Here is a 16,387-nt window from a genome sequence, read left to right as displayed (position 1 = left end):
CTATTTTTATTTAATTTTACTATTTAAAAACATATTTGACATTTATATACATTTATAGTACTATATTCATGAGACCGAATTTGATTGAATAGATCTATATACCCCCCAAAATCTATTTTAATCTTTTTTATTTTTTAACACTCCCCCGTGTTAATAAAAAACTCCTTTTCCCCAAAAGGAGTTTTTTTTATTCTCCAATAATTTCAAAATAAAAAAGGAAATAAGAATTTTATAAGAATAATATCTTAGAAGTTTAGAACTATGGGAGGTTTATATATGAAAAAATTACTTTTAAGTTTAAGTGTTTTATTATCACTTACAGCTTTTGCCAACTCTAAAGAGGATATGATTGAAATGGGATTGAGAAATAAGTTTCCTGCTTTAACAGATGGTAAAACAACTATCAATGTTCATGAATATGATGTTGATTTAGATCACCATAAAATAGAACTAAAAGTTGAACTAAAAGGTGACGCTTCAAAAGATGAATATGATAAATTAGATAAAGCAAAATTAGAAACACTTGCTGCTGAAATGGCAAAATATACTCAAACTGAATCAGGAAAAACTCTTCCAGTTTATGTTGAGATTGAACTAGATAGAGATATGCTTCCAGATGAAGTTTTATATAAAAATACTTTTTAAGCAAAAATTAAACTAAAAAGGCAACTTTCAATGCTCAATCATTGAAGTTGCCTTTTTTTAAAATCTAATACCCCCGTATTTATCTATATATTACCATATTTTCAAACTAATTTCAAGTAATTTGTTCAATTTTTGTAGTTTTCTATTCAAAATCATCTATTAAAAAATTCTTTTTAATTCTATCTGAGATTTGGTCAAAATAAATAGAGTTATTTATATAACAATCTATAAAATTTTCATCCAAAATATTATAATTCTCTAATCCTTCTAACAAATCTGAACGATTAATAATCAATCTATCTTTAAAAATTTCATTGATATATTTTTTTATATCTTTAGCTGAAAAAATAGATATATATTTATCAAAAAATAGATGTAAACTATTCTTTGTATAATTTTCATAAATTTCTACTGCATCAGAGTGATTCTTTATATAGTTTATATTATCTACATACTTTTTAAACTCATCGATAGGAATTACAGATCCTGAGATATAAAATATACTGTCTATATAAACTAGATAGGGTTGTATCTTGTATATTGTTTCTAATTTTTTATCTATTAAACTATTCATGTCTCTCCTCCTTCTTTAATCCCGTATCTGTTACTTTATTCTACGAAATAATTTATCTATTTCTTTTTTTTGAATAAAAAAAAGTAACAACATTACATTGTTACTTTTTCCAATTAACTATCCCATCAAAGGCTGATAAATATTTGAAAGTTCTTCACCTAAAAATCTTTCTCCTACTTTCTTAAATCTATCTATATCCCCTGTTACAAAATAGTCTATATTTATTTTTTCTTTCCTACTTTTTTTAAATCCATTTTTTAATGCTAACTTATTTAATTCAAATAGTACATGCATAGCAGTTTCCTCTGCTGGATCCACTATTTTTTTGTCTATTAGCTTTTCAATCTCACCTCTTATTAAAGGATAGTGTGTACAACCTAAAATTAAAGTATCGATATCTTTTGGTAATTGATCCACATATGATTTTAAAAGTTTTGTATTTCTATCGTTATCTTCCCATCCTCTCTCTATCATAGGACAAAGAAGATCACACCCTTTTTGAAATACTTCATATTTTGGATTTAGAGTTTTTATTACCTTTTCATAAATTCCGCTTTTAGCAGTCAATGGTGTTGATAAAACACCAATTTTTTTATTTTTGCTTTGCTTTATAGCCATAGCTGCACCAGGTTGTACCACTCCAATTATTGGAATACTTGTAAATCGCTCTCTTAGAGTATCTAAAGCTGCTGCTGTTGCTGTATTACAAGCTATAACTATTATGTCTACTTGATTATCTATTAAAAACTCTCCTATATTTAAACAAAGTTCTTGAATCTCTTTTATACTTTTACTTCCATAAGGGGAGTTCATACTATCTCCATAATAGATTACATCTGCAAAGTCTATTTTTTCTTTTATTTTTTTCAACACGCTTAATCCGCCAACTCCAGAATCAAAAACACCGATTTTCACTTTGCTCCTCCCTTTTTAATTATATTTTACTTCCCAAAAATATTCATAAATACTGTGATTAAAGAAGCATTAGTAAAGTCAATAAATAAAGCTCCTACTAAAGGTAGTACAAAGAATGCTGTTGGTGATGGCCCATTTGCTGCTGTAAATGATTCCATATTTGCCATTGCATTTGGTGTTGCACCCATTCCAAATCCACAGTGTCCTGATGCCATTACAGCTGCGTCGTAATCTTTACCCATAATTCTAAATGTTACAAAGTATGCGTATAGTGCCATTACTACTGTTTGAACTAATAGTATAACTACTAATGGAATTGCCAATGCTGCTAATTCCCATAACTTCATAGACATTAAAGCCATTGCTAAGAATAGTTGTAAAGATATGTTTCCAACTACATTTATTGTATGAAGTGGTAACTCTGTATCTTTGTTATCTATAACGTTTCTTATAATAGCAGCCACTAACATTGGTCCGATATATGCAGGTAAAACTACTCCTACTTTTTTAGATAAAGGTATTAATAATCCTCCAATTCCCATTGAAATAACAATATAAACAATTGCATGGAAAAGATTTTCCTCTGTAATTTTTTCTTTTACAACCTCTTTTGAATCCTCTTCTGGAATCAAAAACTCCTCTTCTTTATGTCCAACTAATCCATAACGTTGCATTAATCTTTTTGCAACTGGCCCACCTATCATACATCCAGCAACTAGTCCAAATGTAGCTGAAGCTATTGCAACTGACATCGCTCCTGTTGCTCCTGCTGCTTCAAGAACTGGTCCAAATGCTCCAGAAGTTCCATGTCCTCCAGTTAGTGGTACTGATCCTGCTGCTATTCCTAACAATGGATTTAAACCAAAAAACTTAGCTAATGTAACTCCAACAAGGTTTTGGATTATTACTAAAACACTTGCTACACACAAAAATACAAATACCTGAATACCACCTTTTTTTAACAGCTTTAAACTTGCTAAGAAACCTATTGTTGTAAAGAATGCTATCATTAAAAGATCTTTTAATGCTCCATCAAATGAGAATGTAAATGTTTGTGAAAGTCTACCGATCAATGTAAATACTGAAAATATTACTCCACCAATTACTGGTGCTGGTATAAAGAACTTTTCAAAAAAATTAACTTTTTTCTTAACCCATCTTCCAAGCAATAATAAAATAACTGCTATTGCTAAAGTTTCTGCCATGTTAAATTGATATTCAAACATAAAATCCCTCCTACTATATTTTTGTACTTCATCTTGGCACAAGTATACTTCGCAAAAAGTACAATTTCAAATATATAAATAATATATAATCTATTCTTTAAATATATACATGTTTTATATTATGCCTCTATTTGAGCATTTTAGTCACTTTTTACCCAATTTTTGAAAAATATTTTTTCTAAATAAACACAAATTGAAATTAACTTTTACATAAAAAAATTTTTTAAAGGAGATTTCCTATTTTAACAGAATAATAAAATATAAAATATTATTTTTAAGGAGGGATTTCAATGCAAGAGTTTAACAAAAAAGTTTTTACTTATCTTTTAGTAACAGGAATTCTATTTAGTTTAGTTGGAATTTTTGGAATTTTTAGCCCTACTATATTCTCTGTATATTTAGTTGATATACTAGCAGCATTTTTCTTAGTTAGTGGTGTTAAAAACTTTACTAAAGGATTTCAATTTAGAAAGGTACCTAATTTCCACTGGGGGCTTTACATCTTTATAGGTGTTTTAGAGGTGGTAATCTCTTTATCACTATTTAGTACTCCATTTGCTAGTCAAATATATATGATTATATATGCTGGAATTTTTATGATTTTCAAAGGTATATTTATTGTTTTAAATATTCTTTTCAATAGAAAAATATTTCCAAGCTTAGTTGACTTTAGTTTAGGTTCTGGTATTATTGATTTACTATTTGGTGTGCTTTTAGTTGCATTACCATTCTTCTCTCAACAGTTTATATTCTTATGTATCGCTTGGTACATACTGTTTAGTGGAGCAAACTTAATCTTATCAGCATTTTACTTTAAAAGATCACAATAATAATTTTTCAACCAAATATAACAAAGAGGGTAGAACTAAGTTCTACCCTCTTTACTTATTTTATAACTATTATCTCTTCTTTCTCTCCATCTATCTCTAAAATTTCACCAAATTCTAGTGTTAACATTGGAGTGCAATGTCCCGATTTTAAATTATAACAAACTGGCTTCTTTAAATCTTTAAAATGACTATAAAAAACATCTTGTAAAGACATATCATCCTCACTTGATTTGTCACAATTTTTAAAATCTCCTAGCACTATACCTGAAACTTTATCAAAAATTCCTAGATTTTTTAACTGCCACAACATTCTATCTACCTTATATGTTGATTCTCCAATATCCTCTAAAAATAGGATTTTATTGTCATACTCTAAATCAAACTCTGTTCCTAAATTTGATACTAAAACTGCTAAGTTTCCTCCAACTAGCTGTCCTCTTCCTTTTAAAGTATTATAAAAGTATATTTTTTCATAAAAGTTTTTTATTGTGTAACTTTCATTACTAGTCATAACTTTTATAAAATCATCTAAAGTATCCAAACTATAGTCTTCTGAAAAATTACTTACAGCCATAGGCCCATGAAAAGTTTTTAAATTACATTTTTTAAAAAATGCCATATGTAAAGATGTCACATCACTGTAACCTATAAAAGGTTTTGGATTATTTTTAATAACTTCATAATCTAAAAGCGAAAGCATTCTAATACCTCCATATCCACCTCTTACACACATAATTGCATCTACATCTTTATCTTGGAAAAAATTATTAATATCTGTTGCTCTCTCTTCATCTGTTCCAGCAAAAGAGTACCATATATTTTCTACGCTTTTCCCAACTTTAACTTTAAAGCCTAATTTCTCTAAATTTTCAATGGCACTTTTCAATTTATCTTTATTAACACTACTTGCTGGTGAAACTAGTCCAATAGTATCTCCTACTTTTAATCTTTTCATATATTATCACAACCTAACTAAACATTAAATTACAAATCCACACTGCTGCTAAAATTCCAGCTATATCAGCTAAAAGTCCTGCTGCAACTGCATGTCTTGTTTTTCTAATACTAACAGCTCCAAAATAAACTGCTAAAACATAGAAAGTTGTTTCTGTTGATCCCATCATAACTGAAGCCATTCTTCCAATCATAGAATCTGGTCCGTGAGTTATAAAGATATCATTTAAAATTCCTGTTGATCCTCCTCCTGAAAGAGGTCTCATAATAGCCATTGGTAAAACTTCTCCAGGCATTCCTATAAACTCTAAAATTGGATTTAAGTATCTTATTATTACATCAATAGCTCCTGAACTTCTAAAAACTCCAATTGCTACTAGCATAGCAACTAAAAATGGAATGATTCTAATAGCTGTAGAGAACCCTTCTTTTGCTCCTTCACAAAATACCTCATATACTTTTACTTTTTTTACAAAGTACGCATATGAAACTATAAACAGTATAATTAAAGGAATTGCATATAATGATATTCTTTCCATTATAAGTGTAAACATTATTCATCCCCTCCTACAGCATCTGTTTTTACAACTGTCTCTCTCTTAAATGTAGGTAACTTTTGTAAAACTTTACACGATACAACTGCAACTATTGTTGAAATTGCTGTTGCTATTATTGTTGGAGCGATTATCTCTGTTACATTAGCTGAGTTTGCTGCTGCTCTATAAGCTATTACACTTGATGATATTAAAGTAACTGAAGATGTATTTATAGCTAAAAATAGTACCATTGCATTTGATGCTTCCTCTTTGTTGTCATTTAACTCTTGTAACTCCTGCATAGCTTTAATCCCTAATGGAGTAGCTGCATTTCCTAATCCAAAGAAGTTTGCTGCCACGTTAGCTACAATACTTCCAACTGCTGGATGATCCTCTGGAATCTCTGGAAATAATCTTTTCATTATAGGTCTTAATCCTCTTCCCAAAGCTTTAACTAATCCTGCTTCTTCAGCAACTTTCATTAATCCTAACCAAAAGGCCATAATCCCAATAAGCCCTATTGCTATCTCCACTGCTGTTTTTGACGATGATATAACAGAATCTGTTACCGCTTGTACATTCCCTGTAAACATTGAAATGACAATTCCAATTAATATAAGTCCTAACCATATTGCGTTTATCATAGTTATTTCCCTCCCTTTATTCTTTTTCTGTAATTTTATTTGATAAATAAAATAATACAACTACTATTATTATATTTACAGATGACAATGCTGCCCCTTCTAAAAGCTTTTTATCTGAAAAAAGTGAATAGTTTACTAAAGCTATAGTTGGAAAGTCTCTTCCTAACTGCATCGAGTATGAAATTGTAAACTCTCCTAAAATTATTGCAAATATCTGTAAATAAGTACCTAAAAATACATTTTTTAAAATAGGACACTCTATTAATAAAAATGTTTTAAAAGGTGAAAGTGCATCAATTTTTGCTAAATCCAATATATCCCTTGGAAACTCTCTCACATATTGATACATAAAGGAGTAAGCTATTGGAACTGTTACCAAAAAATAACCAATAACTAAAAGTATCCATAGTTTTATATCATAAAGTATGTTTATATAGATTAAAGCAATTCCTAGAAAGGCACTTGAAAATCCCAGTGTAGAAAATACAATAGCACTTGTTACTTTTGTAAAATTTTTAAGTAATAAATACGTAAAAACAATTACAAATATAGGTGTTATTGATGCTAAAAGTAAAGAGTTTCTAATCCCTTGTAAAACTGGATAGTATGCGTTGAAATCACTAGAAAAAAGTTTATAAAATCCCTCTAAAGAAAAACTACCAGTATAATAGTTATAAAAACCATAAAATATTCCTATAAGAACAACTGAACACTCTAATAACAGATATATCGTTGTCCAAACTGTCGTTAACGTTGAAACTTTTCTTTCTCTAAAGTCATCTCGTAACTCATAAGGTGGATATAAATCACCTAAAAGATTTAAAGCTATTAAAAAGAAAAATTGTACAATTCCTAATACAAGAGCTTTTGAAAAATTTGCATCTCTTAAAAGAGTATTTGCAATTTCAACCTCTAAGTTAGAGTATCTAATTCCTCCTAGTGCTAGTACGATTCCAAAAGAAGCAAAGGTATATATAAAAACTAAAAACATTCCTCTAAAAACTTGAGGAAACATCAATGGAAGCTTTATTTTAAAAAATATATTAACTTCATTTAAGCCATCTATTTTAGCCGCTTCAACTATATTTTTAGGTATATTTCGCATTCCCTCGCTTAGATACTTTATCATAATTGGACTATTATAAAATACATTTGCAAGTATTATAGCTTTTAGTGTATATAAAACACTAAAATTTTTAAGGATGGGTAGATTAAATATAAGTGTGAAAGCTACTACTGTTGATATGGTTGGAAAGAAAAACGGAATAAATATAAGTCCCTCTAATATTTTAGTTAGTGTATTTTTTTTATAACTCATATAATAAGCTGGGATAATGGCAATTATTGTTGAAAAGATAACTGACAATACCCCTTGAGTTAAAGAGATTTTAAAAAGTTCGAAGTTTTCATAAAAACTCAAACTTTTAATCTCTTCTAGATGAAAAAAATCCTTTATAAAAAATATTAGAGGGATTACCCATAGAATAAGATATATATAACTATAGGTTTTATTTCTCCTCATTATTTTTTCAATACCTCAATTAGCTGTTTTTTCCAATTTTCCATATTTTTATTTACATATTCTGCATCTAATTTAACTATTTTATCTGTTGTAGGTACATATTTATAATCCTCTGGTAACTTATAGTTTATAACAGGGAACATATAGTTTTTCTCAAGAGCAAGCTTTTGAAACTCTGGTTCTAAAACAAAGTTTAAAAACTCCTCAGCTGATTTTTTTATATTTTTCTTGTTAACTAAAGCTGCACCTTCTAAATATATATATCCACCCTCTTCAGGTATATAACTTTTGTATTTATTTTCATTTCCATCTTGATAGAAGTAGATTGAGCTCGAAGCATATCCACTCATAATAGCTCCCTCTCCTACAGAGAATTTAGCAAAGGAATCTGACCATCCTGAAGAAACTGTTAATATACTTGGTTTTAAACTCTCCCAAAACTTTAACCAGTTTTCTCCATAAACTCCAATCGTCCAAAGCATAAATGCCTCTCCTGTAAAACTTCTTGGATCTTGAACTAATAGCTCCTTTGGATATTTTTTTAAATCTTCAAAAGTTTTTAAATCTGAACCTGTTTTTTCATAGTTATAATTTAATGCAAGCATTCCATAATCAATAGGTGTAACTGACCACTCCTTATCAATTATAAACTCCTCTTTTGCAATGTTTCCAGCAGTAGTTGGCTTATAGTTCTTTATAAGCTTCTCTTTCTTAGCTTCTAAATAGTTAATATCTGTTAGACCTACAATTATATCCGCCTTTGGATTTTTCTTTTCTAACTTCATCCTAGGTATAACTCCATCAATTGGAACATACTTAATAGTTGTCCCTGTTTTTTCCTTAAAAATTACCCCAGCTGAACTTTCAATCCATTTCATTGACTCTGGTCCATAAACTACAATCTCTTCCCCAAATGATACTAAACTCATTAAAAATAATCCTGTTAAAACTGTTTTTTTCATTTCATCCCCTTTAATTATTTTAATTTTTATAGTTTAATTTCTAAAAACTCACCAGACACTTTATAGTTATCTATCTCTCCTAAATTATACAGATGATTTTCTACAATTTCAATATACTCATCTAACTGAGCTTGATTTATTCCTCCAGTTTTATAATCTATTACAAGAATCTTTCCATCACTTGTTGGTGTAGGTTTTTTTATCATAATTCTATCTATTCTTTTTAACTTTCCTTCATCATATATCTCATACTCTGGATATATATAATCCCACTCTTCTGAGAAAATAATTGGGTTGTCATTAAAGAAATTTTTAAACTCTGGTCCTTCAAGAATATTTTTTAGTCTCTCTTCACCTATTATAGATGCATATTTTGAATAAGTTCTATTTTTTGCTTCTATGTGTTCATCTAAACTATTATTTATTATAAACTCTAAATAATAGTGAATGGCATTACCCACTCTTCTCTTTTCCTCTGTTACTATATCAACTAAAAGCATTCTATTTGGTTGTTCACACTCTTCTACACTCTTTTCAATAAAATCTATAGAATCTAATAGCTCTACATTCTTTACTCTTTGTACACTTTCATTTTTTTCAGTCCTACTAATTTTACCACACTTTACGTTAAATAGTCCATCTATTGAACTCTTTAAATATTTATTTTCGCTTCCTCCCATAACTAAGAATAGATTTTTCTTAGCTCTTGTAAGAGCAACATAGATATTGTTTATCTCCTCTTGGTCTTTTTTTATCTCTAACTCCCTTAAAAAGTTATAGCTATCTCCTAGATAATCTAAGATCTTTTCATATTTTTTATCTACAAATATAAAATTCTCTATCTCATTAAAAGGTGATTTAAAATCTATATGAAACTGTATTCCACTTTCTAAACCTCTTTTTTGTCCTTGATGGAAATAGTAAACTGTTTCAAACTCTAACCCTTTAGATTTATGGATACTCAAAAGAGTTATCGCTTTTTCCTCCTCTAAAGATACCTGCTTAAACTTAGGATTATCCTTTTCATTTATGAGTGAGTTATAAAAATCAAATATATTTCCATGCTCTTTAGACATCTCTAAAAATTGGAATATATTTTTTAAATCTGATTTTCCAGAAAACATTTGAGAGATATTAAATGCCTTTATTACATCTAAAACAAAGTTTTTATTCTCTAATCCCTTTTTAGCTATTTTCTCTATTCTATTTAAAACATCTAAAAGACTACTTGAGATATCTTCTGGCATCTCTTCTAATTTTTCTATAACCTCTTTATTTTTTAGAATAGTTTTTAATTCATCATTTCCTATTTTTACAACATCACTTCTTAAAAATTCAAGCAACGAAAAGACATCTCTATTTACAACAAATTTTAAGATTTTAAAAATCGGATTAACTGCTCTATGATATATAATAGAATCATTAGAATCTATTACAAAAGGTATTTTTCTATCACTTAAAGCAACAGCTATCTCATTTAACTGTTTATTACTTCTTGCAATTATACCTATTCCACCATAGTTTCCATCAAAATTAGTTTCAATAGAATCCACCATAGTTTCTATCATATTTTCCTCTTCTAATACTTCATCCTCATCCTCTAAAGGTTCTTTTTTTGTTAAAACCTCAAAGTATCCAAGTTCATCACTTTTTCCATCTACTGGAGTAAACTCCCACTTATAGCTATGATCTTCTAAAGCTGCAACCTCTTCATATGTTTCAGCTACTCCATTAAATACACCATTTGTAAAATCTACTATATTTTTACAACTTCTATAGGAAACACTCATAGTCTCCTCTTCTACTCCTATTATACTTGGAAGGTTTTCAAAAAGAGCTTTCTCTCCCCCTCTCCAACCATATATACTTTGCTTTTCATCTCCAACACATATTAAATTTTCACAACTATTTATAAGCCCTTTTAAAATTCTCCATTGAAGAACACTTGTATCTTGGAACTCATCTATAAATACTGTTTTAAATTCACTATCAAATATATCTTTAAAGTAATCTGTTATATACCCATCCTTTATAAGATTTATCTCTTCCCTATCTATATATTGGAACATGTAACTACTTATATCTAGATGAGTAAATCTTTTTTCATTAAATTTTATATTATCATATATTGAGTATAGATTTTCAATAAAGTATAGTATCTCCCTTTCAAAAGATAGAACCTCTCTATTGAAAACCTCTTTAGATATCTCCTCTTTTAGTTGATCAAAGGCTCTTTGTAAAATCTCAATCTCACAATCTAAATCAATTTTACTTGTTGTTTTTACTCTACGCCCATCCCAACATTTATCACTTTTAATAATTTCATTCCAATTTTCAACTGCATGCTCTCTATGAGTTGAGCTATCTTTTTCTAAAACCCATTTTACAACTTTACTCATATAATCAGATAGATCTTTGCCATCTTTCTTTTTCTCTTTTACAGCTAAAAAAGCATCAGTTAAATGTTTAATCAACTTTTCTATAGATATATCTGAATCACACTCATCTTTATTTTTTAACTTTTGAGATTGTTCAATTAAAATTAGTTTCCATCTATTATCAATTAGATTTTTTAGTATATCCAAATACTTTTCTATACTACGCTCTGTTCTATTTTGTAGAAAAATTTTAAATCTATCAAACTCATTTTTATCCTCTACAATTTTTTCAAAACATTTTAATAGAATCTCAATATTTTCAGTATCATCTATAATCTCATATAAAAATATATTTAGATATGGAGCTATAACATTTTTAAATATATTATTTATAAACCCATCAATTGTTGAAATTTTTAATCTATCTTTATTATCTAATACCTCATAATAAACTTTTCTAACATTTTCAAAAGAAAGGTCAATCTCTGGATATAAGTTTTTTAAATTTTCATATAGAGATGACTCTTTATCTCTATACATCTCCTCTAAAAATAGGATAACCCTCTCTTGAATTTCTGATGTAGCTTTTTTAGTAAAAGTCATTACTAAAACATTCTTATAATTTTCACCTTTTAAAAGAGTAGCTAAATACTCTAAAGATAGTCTATATGTTTTTCCTGTTCCAGCACTAGCTTTTAAAACTATCCCTTTCATTTAAAACTCCCTCCTACAGATATTCCCATACTCACAGTATAAACATCCACTTTTCTTCTCACTTAAAAAGTAGTTCTCTCCTTTAAAAAATTCTATTAGTCTCTCTTTTAAAAGCTCTCTTGTAAGTTTAGGTTTTTCTTGATTCTCTATACTTCCTTCAAAGGCGTTATATATAGATTTTTGAGCAGCATTTTCATCACCATATAGCATAATTGTATAAAAATCCAACTGGTTATCAATTTTACTTCCTGTTTTAAAATCTATAATATGATTATTTGTTGTTGTTTCAATTACAAGGTCAACTCTACCACCTAAAGTAACCTCTACATCGCCTTTTAAAAATGGTTCTTTTCTACTGTTTTTCTCACTCTCTATACGTTTAACTTTCTTTTCTATATATAGATTCTCTATCTCTTTATAAAACTTTACTATATTTTTTGTAAAACGTGGAATTAATATCTGAGTAAAATAGTTATCTAGATATACTGGAACTCTTTTTCTATTGGCATAAAAACTCTTATATAATAGTTCCTCTACTTCTTCATTTGTCACTGAATAGTCTGAAACATTCAAAATCTTTTTCCACATCTTATCTGTTAACTTTTCAAAAACCTCATGGACATAAGTTCCTAAAAATTTAAGTGATAAACCTAAAGAATCCTCTTTTTCAAAAGAACTAAGTCCACAAACTTTATCTAAATAGAATCTATACTCACATCTAGTTAAAGTATCATAGTCATATGGACCTATACTTAACTCTCTGTTTTTAAAGTCATCTCTATTTTTCATTAAATCTTTTTGAATAAACTCGCCAATCTCATTTGATTTAAATGTTATTAGTCTCTCTAGTATATCCTCACTATAAACAGTTTTTTCAAGTTTGCTTATACCATATCTATTTAAGACTTCAGAAAGTATTGGTGATACTCCCTCTCCACTATTTTCATTTTTTATATAGATAACTGTATTGTATCTATTTTTTAAAAGCCCTTGATAAAATCTGTACTTTTCCTCTTTTCTTTCCTTTTCGTAATAAGTAAATCCATTCTCTTTTTTCTGTTTCTCTGTTAAATAAAGAGAATCTCTTTTTACTCTAGGAAGATATCTTGTACTTATATTTATAAAAATTGACTCTCTCGATGGAGTAACCTTACAATTTTCCATTGGTTTTATTAGATATTTTCCCTCACTATCATCATTTCTTATAATTTCAACATCATTAAAATATTGAAGTAAGAATTTTAAAATATCTCCACCATTTCTAAAGCAACTTTTAATCTCTTTTTCCTCAAGCATTATCTCAGTTGTTTTAGCATATCCCATATACTCTTGAAGTTTATCATAAAAATCTACATATATTTTCTCTCTAAACATATCTAATGATAAAAGCTCATTAAAGTATGTAATAAATTTATCTATACTTTCAACTTTTGATACTTTTACAATATCTTCATAGATTTCAGAAATTTTTTCATTACTCTCTGTTCCAATATACTTATAATCCCAATCTATTTGATTATAAATATACTCCATATCCTCTTTTGTTATTCCATAATACTCTTGCATCTCTAAGTTTTTAATTCCCTCTAAAAATTTTTTAATAGGAATCAAGTTATCCATTCTAGGTTCCATTGCTCCTATAAGTTCACTTTGAGTATTTAAAAATTTAAAAAACTTAGTGTCATTTAAAGTATAAAAACTCCCTCTCATAAAGTTATTTGGAAAAACTTTAGAATATTCATTTGTATCAGCTTCTGGAGAAAAGATATTCGTCATGTGATTTTTCATTTTCATAATATCTAACAGATTTCCTATAAGTTCTAACTCATCTTGAACCTCTAATAGTGATATCTCTACTTTTTGTGTTCTAGGCAAATATACCTCTTTTAACTCAAGATTTTCCTCATCAAAAACTCCAGGTTCTCCTTGAACTCTAATTACAACATCTATAAACTCCTCTAGCTTAGATATTACATACTTATCTAGAGGTGAAAAGTTTACTATATCTACAAATACTATTTTTTTATATTTTTTAAAGATTGTTAAGTCTAGATATTTTATATCTTCAACCCAATCTTTTGGTATATAATTTCTTTCAGTCAAATATACCTCATATTTTTCTTTAAATCTATGGAATATTTCAAAATATTTTTTTTGCCACTCCTCTAGCTCTATATCCTTTGCACATAAACTTCTATTTAATTCAGTATAGTATTTAAAAAACTTATCTGAAAACTCAATAGATTCAAAATAGTTATTTATATTTATCTCTGCGAACTCTTTTTTCATATAGTTATATAAACTTACAAATCTTTTTGCTTCACTTAAAATTATCTTATCAGTGCTAAAGGCTACTCCTTTAAACTCATCTATTGTTAAATAAAGTGGATCTGGTTCAAAGATATTTCTTTTACTCTCTTTTCTCTGACTATTTTTTAATGGATAATCAGAAAACACATATACAACAGAGGGATCTTTTTTCAATCCCTGAATTAAAGACCCCCCGTAGCTTATATACTCAAACTTCATTGTTCCCTCCTATTTTTTAATAGGTGTTGCACACTCTACAGCTGCACCCTTTAGTATCTCAACTCCATGAACTAATGCATCTATTACAAAGTTTAGATTCTCTGTTGCTCCTTTTGGACTTCCTGGAAGATTTAAAATTATACTTCCCTTTCTTATTCCACATCTTGCTCTGCTTAACATCGCCTTTGGTGTTATCTCAAATGATTTAGCTCTCATATATTCAGCTACTCCTGGAGCTTCTCTTTCTATTATAGCAAGTGTTGCTTCAGGTGTAACATCTCTTTTTGAAAATCCTGTTCCTCCATTTGTTACGATTAAATCAGCTATATCTTCATCAGCTAATTTTATTAACTCTTCACAAATCTCTTCATAAGTATCTGGAAGCATATTATAATAAACAGTTTCATAACTTAAATGCTTTTCAAAAATCTCTTTTAATTTTTGTCCTGTTACGTCTACTCTCTCTCCTCTTGAACCCTTATCACTTAGTGTTACTATAGCTACTCTTATCATAACTTCCTCCTTATAATATTGGTGCTAACAATTTAGAAATAGATTCTAGCACCCTATCTTTTTTTCCTCTATTTTTATACTCCTCTAATGTTACTCTTTTAGAATCTAAAATATCTTTATCTATTCTTTTTTCTAATTCAGTAATGTTATTTCCCAAAATCAGAAGACTTATTTCAAAATTTTGATACATACTTCTATAATCAAAGTTTGCAGTTCCTAAAAATGCAATCTCTCCATCTATAATAACTAATTTACTATGAATAAATCCATATTTATATTTGTATATCTCAGCTCCAAGTTCAAGTAACTCTCCATAAAAGTATTGATTAGCCCAGTAAACAAAAGCGTGGTCTCCAACACTAGGTATCACTATTTTAACTTTTACTCCTGAAACTAAAGCTGCCTTTAGAGCATCTAAAATAGGTTCATCTGGAATAAAATATGGTGTTTCTATATGTATACTTTTTTCAGCTTTTACTATTAAACTTAAAAATGTATCTTTTATAGTATGAAACTCATAGTTTGGTCCTGAACTTACAACTTGAATTGGAGTTAAACTATGGTCATCTTTATCAATAGCAATATTTTGAAATATATCTGTTGTATCCTTTTTTAAGAATTTCCAACTTCTTTCAAACTCATGCAAATAGTCTATTATAGCTTCACCTTTTATAGAAAATCCTATATCTTGCCAATTCCCTAAACGACCCTTACCAATATAGTCTTTTCCTATATTTAATCCACCTGAAAAACATATTTTGTTATCTATAAGAGCTATTTTTCTATGATCTCTATAGTTAGCTCTTAAATTTCCAACTTTTACAAATGGAAAGTACGATGGGAAGAATACCTCAAACATTATACCTGATCTTTTTAACTCTTCAACTCTTTTTCTAGAAACTCCTCTTGTTCCAGCTCCATCTACTATTATTTTTATCTCCACTCCCTCTTTAACCTTTTCTAAAAGTAAATCGTAAATTGGAGACCCTACCTCATCATCATCAAATATATAATACTCCATATATATAGATTTTTTTGCATTTTTTATAGATAGTGTTAGATTTTCAAAGTAATACTTAGCTTCTGGATAAAATGTAAAACTGTTATTATGAGTCATTTTTCCTAAAAGGACTCCATCTAAATATCTACTTAATCCTATCCATTTTTTAATACTAACCATAGATTTTTTATTTAAATTTTTTAAATAATCATGACTATTTTTTAAATAATATTTTGCTAAAGCTCTACGTTTTTTAAAGCTAATACCAAAAAATAGATACATTATAAATCCAAAATAGGATGTTAATAACAATATTGTTATCCAAAATAGTGTGAATACTGGTCTTCTTCTTTCAAAGAATATAACGATACATGCAAATATAATATTAACAAATACTAAGTAGTCCTTTAATGCTATGAATATCTCTTTCATCTAGTCACCTCTA

General features: G+C 28.3%; 14 protein-coding genes. 2 read left to right on the top strand and 12 right to left on the bottom strand.

The genetic code is table 11. The annotated features are described in order from the left end of the window. The first annotated feature begins 276 nt into the window (after window positions 1–276). Entirely contained in the window at window positions 277–645 is a 369-nt protein-coding gene (locus H5J23_RS07100) for a hypothetical protein (RefSeq protein WP_040407246.1), read from the top strand. 142 nt (window positions 646–787) lie between these two features. On the opposite strand, the gene H5J23_RS07095 is transcribed toward H5J23_RS07100, so the two are convergent. The 3 genes from H5J23_RS07095 to gltS form a co-directional block, all read right to left on the bottom strand. After that, window positions 788–1,219, bottom strand: coding sequence for a hypothetical protein (locus tag H5J23_RS07095; protein ID WP_023050737.1), 432 nt, complete (start codon window positions 1,217–1,219; stop codon window positions 788–790). Between the two features lie 117 nt (window positions 1,220–1,336). Further along, window positions 1,337–2,134, bottom strand: coding sequence for a glutamate racemase (murI, locus tag H5J23_RS07090; RefSeq protein ID WP_023050738.1), 798 nt, complete (start codon window positions 2,132–2,134; stop codon window positions 1,337–1,339). Window positions 2,135–2,160: 26 nt separating this feature from the next. Further along, on the bottom strand, window positions 2,161–3,360 hold the full coding sequence (gene gltS / locus H5J23_RS07085) for a sodium/glutamate symporter (protein ID WP_023050739.1): 1,200 nt from the start codon (window positions 3,358–3,360) through the stop codon (window positions 2,161–2,163). 290 nt (window positions 3,361–3,650) lie between these two features. Here gltS and H5J23_RS07080 point away from each other — a divergent pair, with 290 nt between their 5' ends. Further along, window positions 3,651–4,190, top strand: coding sequence for an HdeD family acid-resistance protein (locus H5J23_RS07080; protein WP_023050740.1), 540 nt, complete (start codon window positions 3,651–3,653; stop codon window positions 4,188–4,190). A 55-nt stretch (window positions 4,191–4,245) separates the two neighbouring features. Here the strand turns inward: H5J23_RS07080 and H5J23_RS07075 are convergent, their stop codons facing one another. The 9 genes from H5J23_RS07075 to cls form a co-directional block, all read right to left on the bottom strand. Then, on the bottom strand, window positions 4,246–5,145 hold the full coding sequence (locus H5J23_RS07075; RefSeq protein WP_185891513.1) for an LD-carboxypeptidase: 900 nt from the start codon (window positions 5,143–5,145) through the stop codon (window positions 4,246–4,248). Between the two features lie 13 nt (window positions 5,146–5,158). Beyond that, complete coding sequence (locus H5J23_RS07070) at window positions 5,159–5,698, bottom strand: spore maturation protein (protein WP_023050742.1); 540 nt, start codon at window positions 5,696–5,698, stop codon at window positions 5,159–5,161. Next, window positions 5,698–6,324, bottom strand: a complete 627-nt coding sequence (locus H5J23_RS07065; protein WP_040407248.1) for a nucleoside recognition domain-containing protein — start codon at window positions 6,322–6,324, stop codon at window positions 5,698–5,700. The genes H5J23_RS07070 and H5J23_RS07065 overlap by 1 nt, the downstream gene beginning before the upstream one ends. Before the next feature lie 16 nt (window positions 6,325–6,340). Next, entirely contained in the window at window positions 6,341–7,744 is a 1,404-nt protein-coding gene (locus H5J23_RS07060; RefSeq protein ID WP_255494362.1) for an iron ABC transporter permease, read from the bottom strand. Between the two features lie 101 nt (window positions 7,745–7,845). Next, window positions 7,846–8,808 carry a thiamine ABC transporter substrate-binding protein gene (locus H5J23_RS07055; protein ID WP_185891509.1) on the bottom strand — a complete coding sequence of 321 codons (963 nt, stop codon included), beginning with the start codon at window positions 8,806–8,808 and terminating at the stop codon, window positions 7,846–7,848. Window positions 8,809–8,834: 26 nt separating this feature from the next. Further along, the gene (locus tag H5J23_RS07050; RefSeq protein ID WP_185891507.1) at window positions 8,835–11,900 is read right to left on the bottom strand and encodes an exodeoxyribonuclease V subunit beta; all 3,066 of its coding nucleotides are present in this window, start codon (window positions 11,898–11,900) and stop codon (window positions 8,835–8,837) included. Continuing rightward, window positions 11,901–14,429, bottom strand: a complete 2,529-nt coding sequence (locus H5J23_RS07045; RefSeq protein WP_185891505.1) for a PD-(D/E)XK nuclease family protein — start codon at window positions 14,427–14,429, stop codon at window positions 11,901–11,903. A gap of 9 nt (window positions 14,430–14,438) precedes the next feature. After that, entirely contained in the window at window positions 14,439–14,942 is a 504-nt protein-coding gene (locus tag H5J23_RS07040) for a molybdenum cofactor biosynthesis protein B (RefSeq protein ID WP_185891503.1), read from the bottom strand. 10 nt (window positions 14,943–14,952) lie between these two features. Beyond that, window positions 14,953–16,374, bottom strand: a complete 1,422-nt coding sequence (gene cls / locus H5J23_RS07035; RefSeq protein WP_185891502.1) for a cardiolipin synthase — start codon at window positions 16,372–16,374, stop codon at window positions 14,953–14,955. Window positions 16,375–16,387 lie beyond the last annotated feature (13 nt).

The sequence above is a fragment of the Cetobacterium sp. 2G large genome, assembly GCF_014250655.1.
Lineage (GTDB): Bacteria > Fusobacteriota > Fusobacteriia > Fusobacteriales > Fusobacteriaceae > Cetobacterium_A > Cetobacterium_A somerae.
This window is presented reverse-complemented; position numbering and strand designations above follow the sequence as displayed.

What these genes read in the sequence shown, in the direction of transcription:
- H5J23_RS07065 (WP_040407248.1), bottom strand. Translation starts at nt 6,324, where the DNA reads ATGATAAACGCAATATGGTTAGGACTTATATTAATTGGAATTGTCATT.
- H5J23_RS07040 (WP_185891503.1), bottom strand. Translation starts at nt 14,942, where the DNA reads ATGATAAGAGTAGCTATAGTAACACTAAGTGATAAGGGTTCAAGAGGA.
- H5J23_RS07055 (WP_185891509.1), bottom strand. Translation starts at nt 8,808, where the DNA reads ATGAAAAAAACAGTTTTAACAGGATTATTTTTAATGAGTTTAGTATCA.
- H5J23_RS07100 (WP_040407246.1), top strand. Translation starts at nt 277, where the DNA reads ATGAAAAAATTACTTTTAAGTTTAAGTGTTTTATTATCACTTACAGCT.
- H5J23_RS07095 (WP_023050737.1), bottom strand. Translation starts at nt 1,219, where the DNA reads ATGAATAGTTTAATAGATAAAAAATTAGAAACAATATACAAGATACAA.
- H5J23_RS07045 (WP_185891505.1), bottom strand. Translation starts at nt 14,429, where the DNA reads ATGAAGTTTGAGTATATAAGCTACGGGGGGTCTTTAATTCAGGGATTG.
- H5J23_RS07080 (WP_023050740.1), top strand. Translation starts at nt 3,651, where the DNA reads ATGCAAGAGTTTAACAAAAAAGTTTTTACTTATCTTTTAGTAACAGGA.
- H5J23_RS07070 (WP_023050742.1), bottom strand. Translation starts at nt 5,698, where the DNA reads ATGTTTACACTTATAATGGAAAGAATATCATTATATGCAATTCCTTTA.
- cls (WP_185891502.1), bottom strand. Translation starts at nt 16,374, where the DNA reads ATGAAAGAGATATTCATAGCATTAAAGGACTACTTAGTATTTGTTAAT.
- gltS (WP_023050739.1), bottom strand. Translation starts at nt 3,360, where the DNA reads ATGTTTGAATATCAATTTAACATGGCAGAAACTTTAGCAATAGCAGTT.
- H5J23_RS07050 (WP_185891507.1), bottom strand. Translation starts at nt 11,900, where the DNA reads ATGAAAGGGATAGTTTTAAAAGCTAGTGCTGGAACAGGAAAAACATAT.
- H5J23_RS07075 (WP_185891513.1), bottom strand. Translation starts at nt 5,145, where the DNA reads ATGAAAAGATTAAAAGTAGGAGATACTATTGGACTAGTTTCACCAGCA.